This is a genomic window from Gemella morbillorum (assembly GCF_900476045.1).
Classification (GTDB): domain Bacteria; phylum Bacillota; class Bacilli; order Staphylococcales; family Gemellaceae; genus Gemella; species Gemella morbillorum.
Map to the genome: position 1 here is coordinate 607,159 of NZ_LS483440.1, position 21,001 is coordinate 628,159.

General features: G+C 29.2%; 23 protein-coding genes and 1 other RNA gene. 21 read left to right on the plus strand and 3 right to left on the minus strand.

Going from position 1 to position 21,001, the window contains the following annotated elements:
• The first annotated feature begins 57 nt into the window (after nt 1–57).
• The 5 genes from DQN46_RS08725 to murB all read left to right on the plus strand — a co-directional run bounded on the left by DQN46_RS08725 (nt 58) and on the right by murB (nt 5,694).
• Nucleotides 58–1,779, plus strand: coding sequence for a CarD family transcriptional regulator (locus tag DQN46_RS08725; RefSeq protein WP_231941207.1), 1,722 nt, complete (start codon nt 58–60; stop codon nt 1,777–1,779).
• Nucleotides 1,722–3,614 carry a transcription-repair coupling factor gene (gene mfd, locus DQN46_RS08730; protein ID WP_231941208.1) on the plus strand — a complete coding sequence of 631 codons (1,893 nt, stop codon included), beginning with the start codon at nt 1,722–1,724 and terminating at the stop codon, nt 3,612–3,614. The genes DQN46_RS08725 and mfd overlap by 58 nt, the downstream gene beginning before the upstream one ends.
• On the plus strand, nt 3,601–4,164 hold the full coding sequence (locus DQN46_RS02900; RefSeq protein WP_111742950.1) for a DNA-3-methyladenine glycosylase I: 564 nt from the start codon (nt 3,601–3,603) through the stop codon (nt 4,162–4,164). The genes mfd and DQN46_RS02900 overlap by 14 nt, the downstream gene beginning before the upstream one ends.
• Nucleotides 4,165–4,277: 113 nt before the next feature.
• Nucleotides 4,278–4,799: a GrpB family protein gene (locus DQN46_RS02905; protein WP_111742951.1), complete on the plus strand. Its 522-nt coding sequence runs from the start codon at nt 4,278–4,280 to the stop codon at nt 4,797–4,799.
• Entirely contained in the window at nt 4,792–5,694 is a 903-nt protein-coding gene (murB, locus tag DQN46_RS02910) for a UDP-N-acetylmuramate dehydrogenase (protein WP_111742952.1), read from the plus strand. The genes DQN46_RS02905 and murB overlap by 8 nt, the downstream gene beginning before the upstream one ends.
• 67 nt (nt 5,695–5,761) lie before the next feature.
• On the opposite strand, the gene DQN46_RS02915 is transcribed toward murB, so the two are convergent.
• Complete coding sequence (locus tag DQN46_RS02915; RefSeq protein ID WP_111742953.1) at nt 5,762–7,009, minus strand: replication-associated recombination protein A; 1,248 nt, start codon at nt 7,007–7,009, stop codon at nt 5,762–5,764.
• 98 nt (nt 7,010–7,107) lie between these two features.
• On the opposite strand from DQN46_RS02915, the gene ssrA reads away from it, so the two are divergent.
• The 16 genes from ssrA to rpsO all read left to right on the plus strand — a co-directional run bounded on the left by ssrA (nt 7,108) and on the right by rpsO (nt 19,056).
• Nucleotides 7,108–7,464: a transfer-messenger RNA gene (ssrA, locus tag DQN46_RS02920) on the plus strand.
• Between the two features lie 171 nt (nt 7,465–7,635).
• Nucleotides 7,636–7,881 (plus strand): hypothetical protein, encoded by a 246-nt coding sequence (locus DQN46_RS02925; protein ID WP_040461419.1) that lies wholly within the window; start codon nt 7,636–7,638, stop codon nt 7,879–7,881.
• A gap of 140 nt (nt 7,882–8,021) precedes the next feature.
• Entirely contained in the window at nt 8,022–8,741 is a 720-nt protein-coding gene (locus tag DQN46_RS02930; RefSeq protein ID WP_004632311.1) for an MBL fold metallo-hydrolase, read from the plus strand.
• 4 nt (nt 8,742–8,745) lie between these two features.
• Nucleotides 8,746–9,372 carry an NfeD family protein gene (locus DQN46_RS02935; RefSeq protein ID WP_111742954.1) on the plus strand — a complete coding sequence of 209 codons (627 nt, stop codon included), beginning with the start codon at nt 8,746–8,748 and terminating at the stop codon, nt 9,370–9,372.
• Between the two features lie 21 nt (nt 9,373–9,393).
• Nucleotides 9,394–10,380 (plus strand): flotillin-like protein FloA, encoded by a 987-nt coding sequence (gene floA / locus DQN46_RS02940; RefSeq protein ID WP_004632307.1) that lies wholly within the window; start codon nt 9,394–9,396, stop codon nt 10,378–10,380.
• Nucleotides 10,381–10,404: 24 nt separating this feature from the next.
• Entirely contained in the window at nt 10,405–10,950 is a 546-nt protein-coding gene (locus tag DQN46_RS02945) for a hypothetical protein (protein WP_004632305.1), read from the plus strand.
• Complete coding sequence (locus DQN46_RS02950) at nt 10,947–11,258, plus strand: hypothetical protein (RefSeq protein ID WP_111742955.1); 312 nt, start codon at nt 10,947–10,949, stop codon at nt 11,256–11,258. Before DQN46_RS02945 ends, DQN46_RS02950 begins: the two co-directional genes overlap by 4 nt.
• 18 nt (nt 11,259–11,276) lie before the next feature.
• The gene (locus tag DQN46_RS02955; RefSeq protein ID WP_111742956.1) at nt 11,277–11,825 is read left to right on the plus strand and encodes a hypothetical protein; all 549 of its coding nucleotides are present in this window, start codon (nt 11,277–11,279) and stop codon (nt 11,823–11,825) included.
• A 142-nt stretch (nt 11,826–11,967) separates the two neighbouring features.
• A complete protein-coding gene (locus DQN46_RS02960) occupies nt 11,968–13,272 on the plus strand; it encodes a thymidine phosphorylase (protein ID WP_111742957.1) in 1,305 nt (434 codons plus the stop codon).
• A gap of 10 nt (nt 13,273–13,282) precedes the next feature.
• Nucleotides 13,283–13,921 carry a deoxyribose-phosphate aldolase gene (gene deoC, locus DQN46_RS02965; RefSeq protein ID WP_111742958.1) on the plus strand — a complete coding sequence of 213 codons (639 nt, stop codon included), beginning with the start codon at nt 13,283–13,285 and terminating at the stop codon, nt 13,919–13,921.
• A gap of 210 nt (nt 13,922–14,131) precedes the next feature.
• Nucleotides 14,132–15,463: a DEAD/DEAH box helicase gene (locus DQN46_RS02970; protein ID WP_004632296.1), complete on the plus strand. Its 1,332-nt coding sequence runs from the start codon at nt 14,132–14,134 to the stop codon at nt 15,461–15,463.
• The gene (locus DQN46_RS02975) at nt 15,463–16,338 is read left to right on the plus strand and encodes a deoxyribonuclease IV (protein ID WP_111742959.1); all 876 of its coding nucleotides are present in this window, start codon (nt 15,463–15,465) and stop codon (nt 16,336–16,338) included. The genes DQN46_RS02970 and DQN46_RS02975 overlap by 1 nt, the downstream gene beginning before the upstream one ends.
• A 15-nt stretch (nt 16,339–16,353) precedes the next feature.
• Nucleotides 16,354–16,803, plus strand: coding sequence for a Fur family transcriptional regulator (locus DQN46_RS02980; RefSeq protein ID WP_004632293.1), 450 nt, complete (start codon nt 16,354–16,356; stop codon nt 16,801–16,803).
• Complete coding sequence (gene truB / locus DQN46_RS02985; protein WP_111742960.1) at nt 16,803–17,726, plus strand: tRNA pseudouridine(55) synthase TruB; 924 nt, start codon at nt 16,803–16,805, stop codon at nt 17,724–17,726. Before DQN46_RS02980 ends, truB begins: the two co-directional genes overlap by 1 nt.
• 11 nt (nt 17,727–17,737) lie before the next feature.
• Nucleotides 17,738–18,655, plus strand: coding sequence for a riboflavin biosynthesis protein RibF (ribF, locus tag DQN46_RS02990; protein WP_111742961.1), 918 nt, complete (start codon nt 17,738–17,740; stop codon nt 18,653–18,655).
• Nucleotides 18,656–18,783: 128 nt separating this feature from the next.
• On the plus strand, nt 18,784–19,056 hold the full coding sequence (gene rpsO, locus DQN46_RS02995; protein ID WP_004632287.1) for a 30S ribosomal protein S15: 273 nt from the start codon (nt 18,784–18,786) through the stop codon (nt 19,054–19,056).
• Nucleotides 19,057–19,141: 85 nt separating this feature from the next.
• On the opposite strand, the gene DQN46_RS03000 is transcribed toward rpsO, so the two are convergent.
• The gene (locus DQN46_RS03000) at nt 19,142–20,278 is read right to left on the minus strand and encodes a site-specific integrase (protein ID WP_111742962.1); all 1,137 of its coding nucleotides are present in this window, start codon (nt 20,276–20,278) and stop codon (nt 19,142–19,144) included.
• Nucleotides 20,279–20,495: 217 nt separating this feature from the next.
• Entirely contained in the window at nt 20,496–20,996 is a 501-nt protein-coding gene (locus DQN46_RS03005) for a hypothetical protein (protein ID WP_111742963.1), read from the minus strand.
• Nucleotides 20,997–21,001: the final 5 nt, after the last annotated feature.

Genomic DNA, 21,001 nt, shown 5'->3' on the forward strand with positions numbered 1-21,001 from the left:
TGAGTAGGAAACTTGTTTTGAGTCCTGCTCTTTGTCATGGAAAGATAAGGAGAGAGCATGTTAAAACAAGAATTGTTGAAGATAGTAGATTTTGATTATGACAAAAAAATTAATAATATTGGAATTTATGGACAAAATATAACAACAAAAGTATTAGAAATTTATAATGAATTTGTTAAAAGCAATAAGAATGTTGTTGTAATTACACAAGATAAAGCGGAAGCAGAAGAACTTTTTTCATTGATTACTACATTAGAAAAAGAAACATATATTTATCCAGAAATAGATATTTTAAAAAGACACACAGCTAAAAGTAATGATTTAGTACAAAATTCTATAAAAGTGCTGGAAAACTTAGTTTCAAAAGTTCCAAGTATAATAATTATTCCTATTGAAGCAAGCTACAGAACATTAAAAGATCCTGAAAAATTTTTGAATACTACATTTGAAATTAATATAGAGACATTAATAAATTTTGAGGACTTGCAGAAAAAACTAGTTAATATGGGTTATAATCGTGTTGACAGTGTCGATGTAGTAGGAGAATTTTCGAAAAGAGGAAGTATAGTTGATATTTTTAGTCCATTAAATGAAAAACCTATACGCTTGGATTTTTTCGATGATGAGTTAGATAGTATTCGTACTTTTGATGAAATTACGCAAAAATCTCTAGAAAAAGTAGAAAATGTGACTATATATCCAACGAATGACTTTTTCTTAACGAATGAAGAAAAAGATATTGCCGTAACAAAAATATTAGAACGATTGAAAGATGAAAAACTTAAACAAGAGGAAAACTATAAGGATATTAGTGACTATTTACAAGAAAAAATAGAAATATATAGAGCTACTGGGGATTTTAGTGAATTAGAGAGTTTTTCTAATCTAATATATGAACATACTTTTAGTATTGCAGATTATTTTACAGAGGATGTTGTTATTTTCTTTGATAATTATCATAAAATCACAGAAAAAGTTGAAAGTTTGCGTCAGTATTTCTTAACAAATTTACAAGAAATTAATAGAACATATATTCACCAAAATATTGTTGATGATAATGCATTTGAAAAAATTCAAAATAAAAAAGTGAGAAAGTACTATTTATCTAATTTAAAATTAAACGAAAAGATTATAGAGAAAAACTATAATATAGATATTACGGACCTGGTGTATTATGTTAATGAAGAATACTTAACTAAAGAAATAAGAGAAAAGTTAGATAATGATTATAAAGTTTTAATTTCTTTAAATACTCAAAAACAAAAAGATTATGTTGAAAAGATTTTATTTGATAATTATTTTTATGATGATATTTATTACGGAATAAAAAATGGGAAGATTTTCATTGACGTTAATAAATACCATTTGAAAGGTTTTGAAGATAAGAAAAATAAAATATTTTTATTAACACCGCGTGAATTATTTACAGAAGAAGAACGAAAAAAACGTCGTGTAAAATTTAAATATACAAATTCTGAAAAAATAAGAAATTATCAAGAATTAAATATTGGCGATTATATTGTTCATATAAGCCACGGTATTGGTCTTTATGAGGGAATAGAGAATATCGAAGTCAACGGAGTGTATAAAGATTTTTTAAAAATAGTTTATGATGGTGGAGATGTTATTTATGTTGATATTAACAATATGAATTATATTCAAAAATATACTGCTTCAACAGATAACAGAAAACCACAACTAAATAAACTTGGAACTAAAAAATGGCAACAAGTAAAAATAAAGTTCGTCGTGAAATTGAAGATATTTCGGAAGACTTGATTAAATTGTATATAAAACGTGAATTAAGTTCAGGTTATGCATATAGTTTTGATAGTAGCTTGCAACAAGAATTTGAAGATGACTTTTCTTTTATACCTACCGATGATCAATTAAAAGCAACTGAAGAAATAAAACGTGATATGGAAAAACAACGTCCAATGGACAGGCTCTTATGTGGAGATGTAGGTTTTGGGAAAACTGAAGTTGCCATGCGTATTGCGTTTAAAGCAGTTATGGATGCAAAGCAAGTAGCAGTTTTAGTACCAACAACACTTTTAGCTGAGCAACACTATGAAAACTTTGTTAATCGTTTTGCAAACTTTCCTGTTAATATAGAGGTAGTTAGTCGTTTCAAAAGTGCAAAAGATATTACAGAAATTTGCAAGAGATTACGAGAAGGGAAAATTGATATTATTATCGGAACACATAAACTTCTTAATGATAAATTTAAATATAAAGATTTAGGTTTATTGATTATTGATGAAGAGCAACGCTTCGGTGTTAAACACAAAGAGAAGATAAAACACTTAAAAAATACGATTGATGTTCTGACACTAAGTGCAACACCAATACCAAGAACATTACATATGAGTTTGATAGGTATTCGTGACTTGTCAGTAATAGAAACCCCACCAAGTGAACGACAACCGATTCAGACTTTTGTTACCGCGCAAAATAACATGATAGTTAAAGAAGCGATTATGAATGAAGTTTCTCGTGGTGGGCAGGTATTTTATGTTTATAATAGAGTAGATAGCATAGATGAAAAATATTTGGAGTTGAAAAGATTATTGCCAGATATAAATATCGCATACGCACATGGTAGAATGACACAACGTGAACTTGAGCGTATTATGTCTGATGTAATTGATAGAAAATATGATTTATTAATTACAACTACAATAATAGAAACAGGAATTGATATTTCTAATGTTAATACTCTTATTGTAGAAGATGCAGATCGTTTTGGTCTTAGTCAGCTATACCAACTTCGTGGACGTGTAGGAAGAAGCAGTAGAGAAGCTTATGCTTATTTAATGTATCAGCCATTCAAAGCTCTTACAGAAAATTCTGAGAAAAGATTATCAGCAATTAAGAATTTTACAACTTTAGGAAGTGGATTTAAAATTGCTATGCAAGATTTATCAATTAGAGGAGCGGGAGATGTTCTTGGTGGCCGACAACATGGATTTATTGACTCTGTAGGGTATACATTATATTCACAAATGTTAGAGCAAGAGATTCAAATGAAAAAAGGTATATTAGAACCTATTTTGGAACGAGATAAAACACAAGATGCAGAGTATTATGAAAATATAATAAAAGAATCCGCTCCAAAACTTCAAAAAGATCTTTTTGAAGCAGAAAATGATGATTTTGAGATTAAATTAAATGTAGATGCATTTATTCCAAAAGAATATATTAGTAGTGATGCAGACAAAATAGATTTTTATAAGCGATTAAATAGCGTTATTACTGATGAGGAAATTGATAGTATAGTAGAAGATTTAATTGATAGATTTTCTGATTTTGGCACAGAGGTTACTAATTTAATTGATATTTGTTACTTAAAAGTTAAAGCAAAAGAGTCGAGAGTTACAAGTGTTAAAGAACTTGCAAACAAAGTAATTGTAACTTTTGAAAAAGGTATAGTAAATAAATTAAAAGGAAAAGAATTGTTTGCTGCCTTGATGCCACATAAAGATGTGAGAATTATTGCTAAAGATGGGTTCTTTTTAGAAATAGATAAAAAAGAGCGTTACAATATTCGTCGTATTAGAGATATGATAAATCTAGTAAAAGAAAATATGGAGGAAACTAATGACAAAGATTAGATGCCCATGGGTAAAAGGAGAGTTAGATACAAAATATCACGATACTGAATGGGGAAGAAAAACTCATGATGAAAGAGAGTTGTTTGAGTATTTAATTTTAGAAGGGATGCAGGCTGGACTTAGTTGGTCATTAATTCTAAAAAAACGAGAAAATTTTAGAAAAGCTTTTGATAATTTTGACTATAATATTTGCGCGAATTATAGCGATGACTATTTAAACTCTTTACTAGAAGATGAGGGTATTATTAGAAATAAGTTAAAAATATATGGTGTGAGAAAAAATGCATTAGCCTTTTTGAAAGTAAGAGAAGAATTTGGAACTTTCGACAACTACATTTGGCAATTTACAGATTTTAAAACACTTAGTTCAAATCTGAAATCTTATAAAGATGCGCCTAGTAATACTGAATTATCAGATAAAATAAGCAAGGATATGAAAAAAAGAGGATTTACTTTTGTAGGAAGTACAATCATATACAGCTATATGCAAGCGATAGGAATGATAAACGATCACCAAGTAGACTGCTTTTGTTATAGCGACTGTAGGTAGATAAGTATTAAAATAAAACTTGTATAATTGTATTAAAATTTAACTATAACTTTACTTTATATCGAATAACGTCTATAATAATAAAAGTGTTAAATTTTATGATAGGATTTAGTATGAATAAGAGAACTGTTAGTATTGAAGAAATTATAGAAAACAAAAAATACATTAAAATATTCGATGATGAGATAAAAAAAATAAGAGAAATTCCTAAAATGCCTAAATGTGAATTTATCCATATCGGAGCAACAAGTACAACAGATGTTATTGGGGAAAAAATAGTTGATATACTTGTTGTTGTAGAAAATTTACATGAGATAACAACATTTGACGAAAAAAGATTAAATAATATAAGTTATCATAGAATAGCTCATAATGGTACTAAGGGTGTAATTAAGTATGCGAGACTTACAGACTATTTTTCTATGAGCTATGATGTAATATTATATGTAGTTCAACGCGGGACAGAAATACATAACGATTTTTTAAAATTAAAAAAGGTTTTTGAAAAAGAGGAATTAAAGGCTGAGTATAATGAATTTAAACTTATTAATAAAGAATATACGTTTAAAGATTACTCAAATAAAAAATTAGAGTTTATAAATAAAATGTTAAAGAAGGTAGAAATAGATGATTAAAGCACAAGGTATAGAAAGTGTTGTTCGTAATAGTGAAGTATTATTTAATGAACCGCTAAAAAAATACAGTTTTACTAAAACGGGAGGCAATGCTGAGGTTTTAGTACGTGTAAAAACAGAAGAAGATTTTCAGAATATAATCAAATATAGTTATGACCACAAAATAGAATTGACTATTTTAGGAAATGGATCTAATGTTTTAATTTCTGATACTGGAATAAGTGGAATTGTTGTTATAACTAGTGATATGAATAATATAGAATTATCGGAGGAAAATATATTATCGTGCTATGCAGGAACAACATTGAAAGAACTTACTGATTTTTGTATAGAAAATAGTTTGACTAATCTTGAATTTTCATGCGGTATACCAGGAAGTGTAGGCGGTGCAATTTTTATGAATGCTGGAGCTTATGGTGGTGAAATGAAAGAAGTAGTAGAAAAAGTAGAAGTTTTTGATAGAAAAGGTAATAAGAAAGTGTATTCTAATGAGGACATGAATTTTTCTTATAGACATTCTGTAATTCAAGAAACAGGAGAGATTATTTCTAAAGTTTACTTTAAAATGATAGATGGAAACAAAGAAGAAATAATAGCTAGAGTTAATGAACTAAATAAAATGCGTGAAGAAAAGCAACCATTAGAGTATCCTTCATGTGGTTCTGTTTTCAAAAGACCGGTTGGTTATTTTGCAGGGAAATTAATTCAAGATGCTGGTCTTCAAGGATTGACTGTGGGAGGAGCTCAGGTTTCAACAAAACATGCTGGATTTATGGTGAATATAAATAATGCTACTTGTGAAGATTATAAAAACTTAATAAAAAAAGTTCAAGAAGAAGTATTTAAACATTCTGGCGTTAAACTAGAATGTGAAGTTAAAGTTCTAGGAGAATAGTAAAAACGTTAGTCATAATTTTATGACTAACGTTTTTTTTAGGAATGTGCTAATATGCTTAATAAGATTATTTTTGACTATCAATAAAATTCTTATATGCATTAAGATTTTGTTCGTTTTTATTATTTGTTTTAGGTGTATAGAATAAAGAACCTACCAAGTTATCAGGTAAATATTGTTGTTTTACATAGCCACTTGGATAAGAGTGGGGATATTTATAGCCGACTCCACGATTAAGTTTTTCTGCTCCAGAGTAATGGCTATCACGTAAGTGGTCTGGAATAATAAACTTAGGATTGCGATTTGTTTCAGCTAAGGCATTATCGATTGCCATAATTGCACTGTTTGATTTTATCGAAAGTGCCAATTGAATAACAGCATTTGCTAAAGGAATACGAGCTTCAGGAAGACCCAGCATTCTTGCACTTTCTACCGCGGCATGAACGAATGGACCAATATTCGGATTTGCAAGCCCGATATCTTCATAGGCTATAACTGTCATTCTACGATAAATAGTATCTAAATCCCCACTGTCAATTAGTAGTGCGAGGTAATATAACGATGCATCAACATCACTTCCTCGAATAGACTTTTGAAAGGCGCTAATAATATCATAAAAAGCGTCGCCATCTTTATCATAGTTTTTGAATTTTCCTAGTGATAAACTCAGAAGTTTTTCCTTTGTTATATGTTCATCCTCGTTGGATAAGTTATATAAAATTTCAAATGTATTAAGTGAAAATCTTAAATCACCTGATGAATTAAGTGCGATAGCTTTAAAGACATCGTCATCAATAGAAAGATTTTTAGAAAATATGTCATTGTTTTTTGCTATTTTTTTTAGATAATTGTAAATATCATCTTCATTAATTTGTTTTAGTTCAAAAATCATAAGGCGAGATCTTATAGCAGGATTAACAGTATGATAAGGGTTGTTGGTAGTACAACCGATAACATAAATATTATCATATTCAATTTCAGGGAGAAGAATATCCTGCATAGGTTTTGTCAATCTATGGAATTCATCTAAAAGTAAAAGAACTTTTTTAAATCGTTTAGATTCTTCAATGACCGTAGTTAAATCCTTTTTAGAACAGTTTACAGCATTCAATATTTTGAATTTATAATCTAATTCGTTAGCTAATGCATTTGCTATTGAAGTTTTACCCGTACCAGGAGGTCCATATAAAATAAATGAAAACATTTTTTCGCTTTCTACTATTTTTGTTAGAACTTTATTTTTTCCAATAAGATGTTGTTGTCCAATTATATCAGTAATTTTTTTGGGACGAAGTTCATTAATAAGTGTTTGCATATTTACCTCCTAATTTTTTAATTCAACTTGATTATACCATACAATTTTAAATTTTACATAATGTAAATTTTATGGTAAAATAAATTCATCATCAAAACGGGGATGTTTAGGATTCGACAGGGATGCTAGTCTTCTTGGTGGCATGTAGGAGGGTTGGCTCCTTTAATAACACACTCAGTTAAATATAACTGGCGAAAAAACAAATTACGCTTTAGCAGCTTAATAGCTAAAGGCTGATTACTTTGTTCGACTGTGGCAAAGCTAATCGGTTCATTAATAGCAGTCTACGATTTATCACTTCCGTTTGTAGTGGTAAATAAGAGAATAATCAAACTCGTTTTTCATTGCCCGTTTATCGGCTTAAGTGAAAAATTAAATTTAATAGGTAAACTAAACATGTAGAAGCTAAGGGGAGGTTTTCTTGGACGCGGGTTCAAATCCCGCCATCTCCATACTATTGCTAGAGTAGAAATACTCTAGTATTTTTCTATTTTTCTATATATTAGTTAGCGAAATTAATTTTTTAATTTTTTTCTTATAAAAGTTAATTATAATTATTTGCTAATATAAAGATTTATATAGTATAATAATGGTGTAGAGAAAAAATATCTTGGGAGGCGGTAATTATGATGAAATTAAAGTCAGTATTTAAATTTGGTGATTTAGACAACCAAGAAGAAGTTTATAATGGTGGTGTAATATCTATACTTCTAGCGATAGGTAGACATTTATGGTTGAGTATAACCAATATTGTTAAAGCATTAGGATATACTTTATATCTAGTAACTTGGTTAGTTTATGCAATGTTTGTAGTGTTGGCTATAGGATTGTTATTTTACTATCTTTATTTAGTAGCATTAGCACTATTCTAGAATATTATATTATAAAATAAAAACAGCTGTAAAAGTGTCTTTAAATGCTCTTTTACAGCTGTTTTATGTAAGAAGACAAGTTTGTAAATAATTATTAATTATGCTATAATATATCTATAATCAAAAGGAAGTAAAAAAGGATGCTAATTAAATTCTCAGAAAAGCTTTATTACACAAAACAACGTTATATGTATTTGGAACCAACCATTGGATATGTAAAGGGAGAAAATTTTTCTGTTATGCTTGATGCGGGCAATGGTCCAAGCCAAGTAGCGGAGTTTCTAAAAGAACTTGAGGAAAATTCTTTGCCAAAACCAAGTTATGTTATTCTTACTCATCATCATTGGGATCATAGTTTTGGTGCAGGATACTTAGATATTCCAGTGATTTCTACAGAACGAGCAAAAGATTCTCTAATAGAATTATCTAAGTTAAAATGGGATGACGAAAGCTTATATAAAAGAGTGGAAGTGGGAACTGAAATAAAATATAGCGCAGATGTGCTAAAAAAAGTCTATGAGAATTATGAAATAAAAATAAAAATTCCAGATATGCCTAAAAGTGCAGATTTTAATCTTAACTTGGGAGGAATAAAGATAACTTGTTTCAGTAGCGATAATTCGCATTCTGATGATGCATTTTTAATTTATATTGCTGACGAAAAGGTATTATTTTTAGGAGATAGTCATGCTAAAAATTATTATACACAGCCAATGAGTTATAATAAAATCAAACTTCACGATTATATCGATAAGATTAGTAAAATTGATTTCGAGTATGCAATTCCAGGACATGGAAATATTTTTACGAGAAATGAGTTACTAACTTATTTAGAAAAAGAATATATAAAAATGAGGTGATTAAATGGCAAATTTATATTTGTACCTTGATTGGATTATTTTAATCTTAATGTCACTTACATTTTGTCAACAACTATTCTCAAAAAAATTTAATTTTTATGGAGTACTTTCCATTCTAAGTTTGGCAATATATATTGCTTTACATTCTTATTCAACGGGGTTAAGTATTTTTGTATTTGTTCTTTTCCTTGGAGGAATAGCACTTATTGGCTTGGAAATGTTTATACCAGGAGGAATAGTTGGGACTGTAGGTATAATTACCTTGATTTATGCAATAATTTATGTTAATGAATCAACTTATAATATTGCATTCATCATAATTGTATCATTTATGTTAGGCGTAGGTTTATATTTATTTAATAGAAAACTGTTAAATAAAAAATTAGCTTTCTTAAATCAACTAGTGTTGAATGATGCAATTTCTACAGAAGAAGGTTATGTTGCAAGTGAGAGCCGAGTAGATTTAATTGGTAAAAAATTGCTAGCGTATACTGACCTTCGTCCAGCGGGAGTAGCAGCTCTAAATAATGTAAAATTTGATGTAGTTACAGATGGGGATTTTGTAGAAAAAGGTAATGAAATTGAAGTTATACGTGTCGAAGGTATGCGTATAGTTGTAAAAAAAATTTAATAATTTAAAGGAGGAAATGTTATGCCAGAATTAGTTTTCACAGGTATAATTTTAGTGGTAGTACTAATTGTATTATCAATATTTTTCACTTTCTTTCCGCTTGGACTTTGGATTAGTGCTATAGCAGCTGGTGTTAAAGTTAGTATCTTTACACTTGTTGGTATGCGTTTAAGACGTGTTATTCCAAGTAGAGTAATTAATCCGATGATTAAAGCTCATAAAGCGGGATTAGCTGTAACAATAAATCAGCTAGAAAGTCACTATTTAGCTGGAGGGAATGTAGATAGAGTTATTAATGCTCTTATTGCTGCACACCGTGCAAATATAGTAAGCTTAACATTTGAACGATGTGCCGCTATTGATTTAGCAGGACGTGATGTGCTTCAAGCCGTTCAAATGAGCGTTAACCCGAAAGTTATAGAAACACCTTATATTGCAGGGGTAGCTATCAACGGGATTGAGGTTAAGGCCAAAGCTCGTATTACAGTTCGTGCAAATATTGAAAGACTTGTTGGGGGAGCTGGGGAAGAAACAGTTATCGCTCGTGTAGGTGAAGGTATTGTATCAACTATCGGGTCATCTGAATCACATACAGTAGTATTAGAAAATCCAGATAGAATTTCTAAAACAATTCTTGATAAAGGTCTTGATGCAGGTACTGCATTTGAAATCTTATCGATTGACATTTTAGATGTAGACATCGGTCAAAACATTGGTGCAAACTTACAAACAGAACAAGCTATTGCTGATAAAAACATCGCGCAAGCTAAAGCTGAACAACGTCGTGCAATGGCGGTAGCAGCTGAACAAGAAATGAAAGCAAGAATTCAAGAAATGCGCGCGAAAGTAGTAGAAGCAGAAGCACAGTTACCACTTGCTATGGCAAAAGCATTCCAAGATGGGAACTTAGGTGTTATGGATTATATGAATTATAAAAACTTAGAAGCGGATACAGGAATGAGAGATTCAATCAAACGTATGTCTCAACCAGAAACACAAGAAAAATAATAACTAAATAAAGGAGGGGCTAAAATGACATTTATAATTTTTGCCGTACCAATTATAGTTATCATATTTTTAGTTATTTTTATTACAGTTTTTGCTTCAGATAGTAAAAAATATCATAAAAATTTAGATAATTCCAAACAGATGGAACTAGAACGTGCAAGAGAAGCTGCATTAAGAGCTGTTGAAGAAATGCGACGTATAAAGGAATCTATGGATACGGGATACGAAACAAACAAGAAAGTGCCGATGCAACAAGAAGTAACGTCTAGTGTGTATAGTAAATTAAGTGAAATGAAACCTTCGCGTGAACTAATACAACAAAAAGCTCAAGCACGAAAAAATATAGTTTCAGTAGAAAATAGGACAAATAAAAATACTATTAACGAATATCAAAAATATTATAATGACAATTATAATAAAGGAAGAAGTAAATTCAATCAACAGCGAAATTTCAGACAACAAACATTTGAACAAAATAATATACCTAGATTAGAATTTTCTAGAGAAAATCTGGTAAGAGGTTTAATTGCAAAAGAATACTTGAATAGGAAACAAGGTGGTAAAGTATGAATACGGCAATATTTTTTGCATTAATTGCATTAATTTCTTTTGTTCTAGATAAAATGAAAGATGGTAATCAAAAAAAACAAAATACCCAAAAAACCAGAAAGCTAAAGAAAAACCCAAAAGTTTCAGAGAAAAGTTCTCAAGAAATTAAGCGCTCAAATGAATTTAAAAATAGACCTAAAAAAAATACTCGTGTAATAGTAGATAGAGAAAAAGAGATATATTCAAACTCTAAAATTATCGATAAAGAAAAAATTGTTAATGATGTAATTTTTTCAGAAATTTTGTCAAAACCAAAAAGTAAAAGATAAAAATTAGGAGGTATAATTATGAAGAAAACTTTTAACTATATAAGTTATTGTATATATTCATTTATACCTCTTTATTTTGTCCTGTTAATTTATACTATAATAAAACAGGATCCGATAGATACAATACTATGCTTAGTTCTTATTTTATATTCTATTTTTTCACTAATTTTATTAGTTTGTTCTAGACCTAGCGATATTTTTGTATGCTCAAATAAAGAATTAAAAAAACAACGAGGAATCGATTATGGATACTTGATTTTAATGATTATTATGACATTTTTAATTATAAATGAAAAGCTGTATTTTAGTTTTAAATTAGCGTTCTTATTAATTATATTTTTTATTTTATTTAAAATTTTATTCAAATATAAAAATTACAGTTTAACATTATTAGGATATAAAATGTACTTTATTCGTGATAAGATAATCTATAGCAAAAAAAATGAAGAAGAATTAAATAAGTTTTTGAAAGAAAAGAAATTTTTACAGATTATAAAGATATCTGATAACATATTTTTAGAAATCGATAAGTATGGAATGACAAAATATTATTGTAAAGATTGTTAATTATAGTTTAGGATATGAGTATATAAATAGAAATAATAGATTATATATAAAAAACATATTTTATTTTAGCAGAAATTATAATAAGAATATAGAGGGAGTAGAGTTATATAATTATAGTCGTTAAAAATAAAAGGAGATTACTATGAGAGCTGTCGATATTATAGATAAAAAAAAGAAAAGGCAAGAACTAACTAAAGAAGAAATAGATTTTCTATTAGAGGGTTATTTAGCAGGAATTATCCCTGATTATCAAATGAGTGCTTTTTTAATGGCTGTGTATTTTAACAATATGACAAAAGAGGAGTTAACGTATTTTACATTGAAAATGCGTAATTCAGGGGACATAATTACTTTTGATAATCTTGATTATTACTTAGTTGATAAACATTCTACTGGAGGAGTTGGTGATAAAGTTACAGTTGTCTTAGGACCAATTTTAGCAGCTTTAGGAATGGCTACAGCTAAACTTTCTGGAAAAGGGCTTGGTCATACAGGAGGAACTATTGATAAATTTGAATCAATAGAAAATTTCAAGTTTAGCTTAACAAAAGAAGAGTTGGTAGAAGTAGCAGGTAAAACAGGAGTTGGACTTATGGGATACAGTGATAATATTGTACCATTGGACAAAAAAATTTATGCGTTACGTGATGTTACAGCAACAGTAGATAGTATCCCGTTAATAGCCAGCAGTATTATGAGTAAAAAGTTAGCCATACAATCCGACTTAATAATACTTGATGTTAAAGTAGGTGATGGTGCTTTTATGAAGACTATAGAAGATGCACGTGAATTATCTCGTCGAATGGTTGAGATAGGTAATAGTGTTGGAAGAAAAACTATTGCTGTTCTTACTAATATGGATGAACCATTAGGATATAATATAGGTAATGCTAATGAGATAATAGAAGGTATCGAGGCGCTAAAAGGTCATTGGTCGGCTGATTTAAAAGAAGTTGTTTATGAAATTGTTTATATTGCACTTAAACATAAAGGTGAAGTTGAGACTTTTGAAGAGGCTAGCGAAAAAATAGATGAAGTAATAAAAAATGGGAAGGCTTTAGAAATTTTAAAAGACTTTATAGATCTTAGTGGGGGAGATGGACAGGTAGTTAATAACTATAAGTTATTACCAGAACCAAAATCAATAATTGAAGTTTATTCAACTAAAGATGGTTTTGTAGAAAAAATTAAGGCTGAGGAAATAGGTAAGGCTGCTATGGTTATAGGTGCCGGGCGCGCAACGAAAGAAGATGAAATAGACCATGCAGTAGGAATATTACTAAAGAAAAAAGTAGGAGACCTAGTAAAAAAAGGTGACCTAATAGCAGAAATTCATTATAATGATGATAAAAATATAGAACAAAGCAGGGCTATGATTATAGATGCATATGTCGTTGGTTCTAAAGAACAAAAAGGTATAAAAAATATTTTAGAAATAATAGAATAGAGGTAGAAATATGGAATTAAATAAATATATTGATCATACTATATTAAAAGCAACAGCAAGTCAAAAAGATATAGAAAAATTATGTGCAGAAGCGGCTGAACATAAGTTTTATAGTGTTTGTGTCAATGGTTGCTATGTGAAAGATGCTAAAAAATACTTGGAAGGAACAGATGTGAAAGTTGCAGCTGTAGTTGGATTCCCGCTAGGAGCAATGACAACAGCAGCTAAAGTTTTTGAAGCGAAAGAAGCAATAGAAAATGGTGCTAGTGAGATTGACATGGTTATAAATGTCGCTAAGTTGCAAGATGGAGAATATGGATATGTTGAAGAAGAAATCCGTCAAATAAAAGAAGCTATAGGAAAAAATGTTTTGAAAGTTATAATAGAAACATGCTACCTTAGTGATGAAGAAAAAGTTAAGGCTTGTGAATTATCATTGAAGGCAAAAGCTGATTTTGTTAAAACTTCAACTGGGTTTGGTACAGGTGGTGCAACATTTGAAGATGTCAAGCTTATGAAAAGTGTTGTAGGAAACCACGCAAAAGTAAAAGCTAGCGGTGGTGTAAAAGATAAAGAAACTGCTGAAAAATATGTTGAATTAGGTGCAGAGCGTTTGGGCACAAGTTCAGGTATTGAAATAATAAAATAATTAAGATAATAAAAAGGTTAGCTTAGTGTTTAAATTAATGATTAAGCTAACCTTTTTAATTGTTTTTTATAGCTTATTAGCGGTATTTATTGTATAATAGAAAATGGTTTATTGTGTACATCAAATACTAGAGGAACTTAGTATTTTAATATTTGAAGCGTGAATCATAAGAAATTCACAATGGAGATAAAAATAAAAAGGAGATTTTTTATGTTATCAAAGTCATTTGAACAATATAAATTTAATGAATTTGTAAATAAAGCAATAGTAGATTTAAAATTTGATAATCCTACAAAAATTCAAGAAAGAGTATTCTCACCTGTATTAAAAGGTAAAAATATTGTGGCAAAATCGCAAACAGGAAGTGGGAAAAGTCACTCTTTCCTATTACCAATTTTTAGTAAGCTAAATGTAGAAAAGAAAAAGACTCAAAGTATAATTTTGGCGCCAACACGAGAATTATCTCGTCAACTTTATGATATGGCAGTCCATATTGCAGAGTTTAGTGAAGATGATATAAAAATTACGCTATGCATTGGTGGTCAAGATTTGAATCGAGATATAGAAAGAGTATCAAATGCACCACACATTATAATCGGAACGCCTACTCGTGTTTTAGAATTAGATCGTGCAAGTGCTCTTGCTATTAAAGAAGTAGAGACTTTAGTTATCGATGAATGTGATATGATGATTGATTTAGGTTTTATGGAAGATATTGATAAAATTTCTAAACGTACTGCAGAAAACTGTCAATTCTTAGTATTTTCAGCAACTATTCCTACTCAAATGAATCATTTCTTAAAAAAATATTTGAAAAATGCTCAATATATCGAAGTTGATAATGCGAAATTTGGAAAAATTGAATACATTCTAATTCCAGAAAAAAGTTCAACGCGTTTAGAAAAACTATATGAAATTACAACAGTTATTAATCCTTATTTAGCACTTATTTTTGCGAATAAAAAAACAGAAGTTGAGGAAGTAAGTAATTATTTAATTTCAAAAGGACTAAATGTTGGAGTTCTTCACGGAGATTTAACACCACGTGAACGAAAACAAATGCAACGTCGTATTAATAATTTAGATTTTACTTATGTAGTTGCTAGTGATTTAATGAGTCGAGGAATCGATATTGAAGGTGTTAGCCATGTAATTAACTATAATATTCCTAATGATTTAGACTTCTTTATTCATAGAGCTGGACGTACAGGGCGTGCTGGTTTAAATGGCGATTGTATTACAATCTACAATAATAAAGATGAAGAAAAATTACAAATTCTTGAAAGCCGAGGAATAGAATTTAATCACCAAGATATAAAAAATGGTGAGTTTATTGAAACTAAAGATAGAAATAAACGTCAAAGTAGAAAAAAAGTTGTTGCTGATCATAATTTAACGGAAAAATTAAAATCAAAAGTGCGTGTTTCTAAAAAAGTTAAACCAGGTTATAAGAAAAAATATAAATATAAAATGGATAAACTTAAACAAAAAGAAAGAAGAAAATTCGCTAAAAGAAGTAATAAAGCAAATAGAGGTAAATAATGAAAAATTTAAAGATTGGATCTCATGTATCAATGTCTGGGAAAGACATGATGTTAGGCTCTGTTAAAGAAGCAGCGAGCTATAGCAGTGATACATTTATGATTTATACAGGTGCTCCTCAAAATACGAGAAGAAAATCTATTGATGAATTACGTATTGATGAAGCGCATAAGGCAATGGAAGAAAACAATATTAGTGATATAGTAGTACACGCTCCGTATATAATTAATCTTGCTAATACAATAAAGCCTGATATTTATCAGTTAGCTGTTGACTTTTTACGATTGGAAATAGAAAGAACTGAAAAAATTGGTGCTAAAAATATAGTTTTACACCCAGGTTCTCATGTTAAAGCTGGTGCTGATGTTGGTATAGCTAGTATAATAAAAGGACTTAATGAAGTTTTAACAAAAGATATGAAAACAAATATCGCTCTTGAAGTAATGGCTGGTAAGGGTAGTGAGTGTGGACGAACATTTGATGAAATTGCAAAAATAATCGACGGTGTAACTTTAAATGAAAAGCTTACTGTTACTTTCGATACATGCCATGTCTTTGAAGGTGGGTATGACATAGTAAACAACCTTGATGAAGTACTAACTGAGTTTGATAAAATAGTAGGGCTTGATCGTATTCAAGTTTTACATATCAATGACAGTAAAAATACTTTAGGAGCACATAAAGATCGCCACGAAAACATTGGTTATGGTGGAATTGGTTTTGAAGCAATTAATCGTATAGTTCATTTACAAGAGTTCACTAATATTCCGAAAATCCTAGAAACACCATGGTATGGTGAAAATAAGGACATAGCACCGTATAAAGATGAAATAGCTATGTTAAGAAGTGGAGAATTTATAGATTTCAAAAAATAAATTTTGGAGGTTATTATGACAACAACAGAAGAAAAAGTTGATAGAATCATGAAGCTTTTAAAAGAAAAAGGATATAAATATACAGATAAAAGAAAGTCTATGGTAAAGTTGTTAGTAACTGAAGATAGATATATAAATGCAAAGTTTGTGTCGGAAACCTTAGGAAAGGTTTATCCAGGGCTAAGTTTTGATACGATATACCGTAATCTAAGTACTTATGAAGAACTAGGAATTTTAGAAACTACAGAGATAAAGGGTGAAAAATATTTTAAAATAGGATGTTTAGAAGAAGATCATCACCATCATCACCACATTTGCTTAGGGTGTGGTAAAGCAAAAATTATACATATTCATGTCTGTGATAATCTAAAAATTGATGAATTAAAAGGATATAGGATTGATGGTCACAAATTTGAAGTATATGGACTGTGCCCTAAATGCTTAGAAAAAGAGGAAAATAAATAATGTTTGAGGGTATATTGCCGATTTATAAGCAACGTGGAATAACTAGTCATGATGTTGTTTTCAAAGCAAGAAAAATCCTAAAAATGAAGAAAATAGGACATGCAGGTACGCTAGATCCAGAAGTAGATGGGGTATTACTACTTTTATTAGGCGGAGCAACTAAAGTTAGTGATTACGCTATGGATTTGGGTAAAAGCTATCGTGCGGAAGTATGTTTAGGTATTAAAACAACTACTGAAGATTTGACTGGCGAAGTGTTAGAAGAATGTAACATTGATGATATCGATATAGATAAAATAAAAGATATTTTACAAACCTTGATTGGGGAAATTGAACAAACTCCGCCAATTTACTCAGCTGTAAAGGTGAAAGGAAAAAAACTTTATGAATACGCACGCGCAGGAAAGTTTGATGTAGAAATTCCGTCAAGAAAAGTTAATATCTATGATGTTGAGTTTATTGAGGGTAGTGATTATTATAAAGATAATAAATTTTATTTTTCTATTAATATCTCTTGCGGGAAAGGAACTTATGTCAGAACTATAGCTACTGATATTGGTAAAAAATTGAATTTACCGAGTACAATGAGTAAGCTAACAAGGACTCGTAGTGGGAAAATAGAATTAGATAATTGTTTAACACTTTTAGAAGTAGAACAATTACTTGAAAAAAATAAGCTAGAAGAAAAGTTATTAAAAAAAGAATATGCCTTAGAGGAATATCAGTTTGTAGAAATTCCTAAATTTAGGGCGCAACAAGTTATGAATGGACTTAGATTTAGAAAAAATCAATTCCCAGACTATGATTTTACAGATGGAATAGTATTCACATATGAAAACGAGGCAATAGCTATTTATTATCTGAAAAATCCAGATGATGAATTATTACATGTGAAAACTACATTTCCAAAAATAATAGAGTAGGTAAATAAGAAATGAAAATTTTTAATATTTCTGATTACAATATAATAGAAAAAAGTAATAAAAAGAGGATAGCTGCATTGGGTTTTTTTGATGGGGTTCATAAAGCTCATCAAAAGATAATTTCTGAAATGGTATCAGAAGCCAGGGAAGGATATGTACCAACAGTAATTACACTAGATAAAAGTCCAAAAGAGTATTTTGCAAAATCTAAAGAAGAATCTTTAACTCCATTAAAAAAGAAATCGAAAATTTTTGAAGAACTTGGTGTAGAGGAAGTTTATTATTTGGAGTTTAATGAACAATTACAAAATTTAGAAGCAATAGAATTTATTGATAAAATTTTAAAAAAATTAAAGGTTGAAAAGGTCTTTTTCGGGTATGATTATAAATATGGTGTAAAAGGTTCGGGCACACCAGAAATGATTCTAGATTCTGGAATAAAGGTTAGTATTCACGAAAAGGAAGAGATAGAGCATCATAAGATATCAACAACAACTTTAAAAAGCTTTGTTATAAATAATGATTTTGTTTCATATATTAAATTTTCAGGTAGAGCATATTCTATTGTTGGTACAGTAATAAAAGGTAAACAATTAGGTAGAACAATTAATTTTCCAACAGCTAATCTAGATTTAACAGAAAATTATTTATTACCAAAAACGAACGGAGTTTATCTTACTAAAACTATGGTTGGTAAAAAAATATATAAATCATTAACAAATATAGGATATAATCCAACTGTATCAGGCATTAAAGATAAAAAATCTATAGAGACTCATATTTTAGATTTTGATGAAGATATTTATGGAGAAAAAATAGAAGTATATTTTTATGAGTTTCTCCGACCTGAAAAAAAATTTGATAGTTTTAATCATTTAAAAGAACAACTGCAAATAGATAAGGATGTTTGTGAAAAAAAGATATTTTAAAATTTTTCCACTTGAAATTAATAAAAAAATAGTGTACAATAACTAAAGTTCCTTATTCGTGGTCTAGAAACACTCCAGATTCTATACTAGGATTAAGGGGAAAATAAAATTATATGGAGGAAATTGCAATGGCAGCAATTAGTCAAGAAAGAAAACAAGAAATTATCGCTAAATATCGTACTCATGAATCAGATACTGGTTCTCCAGAAGTACAAATCGCAGTATTAACTGCAGAAATTGATGCTTTAACTGAGCACTTAAACACTCATAAAAAAGATCACGCAGGTCGTCGTGGATTACTTAAAAAAGTTTTCCGTCGTCGTCACTTACTAGACTATTTAATTAAAAAAGATATCCAAAGATACCGTGAATTAATTAAATCTCTAGGATTAAGAAGATAATTTTTTAAATACTTATAGGAAAGCCGTTTGAGACACTTCGGCTTTCCTTTTTTTATCGATTGTAACGGAATTGTAACGACTTTTATTACATCTCCATATATTTAGCAAAATCATTACCTAAATTATCTTTTTGTAATTGTGTAACGTGAGTATATATATTCATAGTAGTTTGAATATCTGAATGACCTAACCTATGTTGTACAGCTTTAATACTCATATTACCACTTTCAAATAGCAAAGAAGCGTGAGTATGACGAAAACCATGTATTTTTATTAATTTAAAATTATGTTGATTACATATCTTTTTTAATGTATAGTTAGGGAAAAATATCCATTTAAAACCATTCTGACTATTACAAAATACAAGTTGTTTAGTTTTTGGAATAATGCCAAGTTTTAAAAATTCTTCTCGTTGTTTTAATTTCCATAATCTTAACAACCGTGCAGTTTCTGTATCTATAGAAACATTCCTAATACTACTTTTACTTTTTGGTGTTTGGATAACAACAGCAGTTTTTGTACTTGCTAAAGTTTTATTTATATCAATAGTGTTTTCTGAAAAATTAATATCATTCCACGTTAACGCCAGTATTTCACCTTTTCTTGCTCCAGTAAATGCAAGTAGTCTAAATAGAACTTTCCATTCAGTATTATTGTAGCTGTCTACTATTTCAAGGAATTGTTTTAATTCATTTTTAGTATAGTATAAAGTATCTTCACTTTTAGTTTTTTCGTTTCTTTTGGGAATAGTTGCATTATCCATAGGATTGAACTGGATAATTTGCATTTTAACAGCATATTTTAAGATTAAACTTGTATAACTTTTCAACTTTTTTACATGACTATAAGAAAAGTCTTTATTTTTGTTTAAATATTTTTGACAAAAAAGAGTAGTTATCTTTTTTACTTTTACATTCCCAAAATACTCTAATATATGCTGTAATACGTTTTGTGTAACATACAGTGAACTAGGTTTGACGGTATCCTTATAACTTTGAAACCATAATTCATATAACTCATAAAAGCTGATATCATTACTGTTAATGTAATTCTTATTATCATATTCTGTTCGTAAGTTTGCTATGTATATTTCAGTTTCACGTTTTGTTTTAAAGCCTGACTTTGATTTTCTTATTTCTTTACCGGTTAGTGGATCTATACCAATGTAAATATTTCGAAATTTATAAAATTTCTTTCCGTTTTTTTCATATTGTTTAATCATTTTTCATCATTTCCTTTCTATCTAGCACATATCAAAGAAATTAATGATTGAATTGATATTATGTATATGATATAATATACACATCTTAAGTAGTTTTGAGAGATCTATTAATATATGACGATATATTAATTCTCGAAACGGACTTACTGTTATTAAAAAACTCTCTAACTCTTGGCGGGGTGCAGGGAGTTTTTTTGTATTGCAATCTGCAATACAGCTATTTTAAATTTAATTTTTCTTTAGATTCCACATGAATATATGCTTTTTCTTTTTCGTCCCATAAATACATACTGTTTGTTGGAGTTGAAACATCAAATCTTTCTTTTTGAGATACATTTATTTCAAAAGCTCTGTAGTTGATAGATTCGTTTGTTCCTGCAGATATTATTGCTTTTTGCGTACTTTCGTTGTATATTATTAGAAATTTTTGATGATAAGCATCTCTTTTTTCTTCCCATGCTTTGATGAAATTATTAATCTTCTCATCTGTCAATCCAGACCATTCTTGAGAATTTAATTTGATTATTCCAAAACTTATGTATTTTATATTTGGATCTTTTCTATTTTCATATTTAATATTCTCAACAGTTAATTTCTCTTTTTGCTCTTCTTTTTGTTCTTTTTTTGTCTCTTCTTTATTCTCTGTTTTTGATGAACACCCCGTCAATGTTATTGATCCTGTTAATATTAAACTTAATAATAACCTACTTTTTTTCATTGTAT